Raw genomic sequence first — 390 nt, forward strand, 5'->3', positions numbered from 1 at the left:
CAGTGGGGCGCATCCGGCCTTGCAGCTCTCAGAGCCCAGTTGCTTAAACGTGAAGAGGAATTGCGCCGGAAGGAGCAGGAGGATACAGAACGTCGTCGCGCGGAGCGACGGGCTGAGCAGCTCAGGCAAAATGACAATGCCGTCATGGATTCAGGGGTACTGAGTGCGGTCGTAACGGGGTATGGCGAGGCCCCTATGCCTGGTAACGGGGAAATGACCTGTTACCTTCTGCTTCACAACCGTAACGGAGAATATACGCTCTGGGGGAACGAACTGGAGAAATACCGCGCCAGAATCTTTGAGAGTGTTGATTTAATGCGTGACAGGAGTGGTTATATCTGTGACCGAAGCGAAATCGGCCAACGGCCGCCACTGCAACGTGTTTATTCC

General features: G+C 55.1%; 1 protein-coding gene. It reads left to right on the plus strand.

What is annotated here, in order from left to right:
• The coding region (locus tag ETC00_RS20560; RefSeq protein ID WP_371808942.1) for a hypothetical protein at positions 1 to 390 on the plus strand (390 nt) is incomplete at both ends.

The sequence above is a fragment of the Brevibacillus sp. MCWH genome, assembly GCF_013096935.1.
In the GTDB taxonomy this organism is placed as follows: Bacteria; Bacillota; Bacilli; order Brevibacillales; family Brevibacillaceae; genus Brevibacillus; species Brevibacillus aydinogluensis.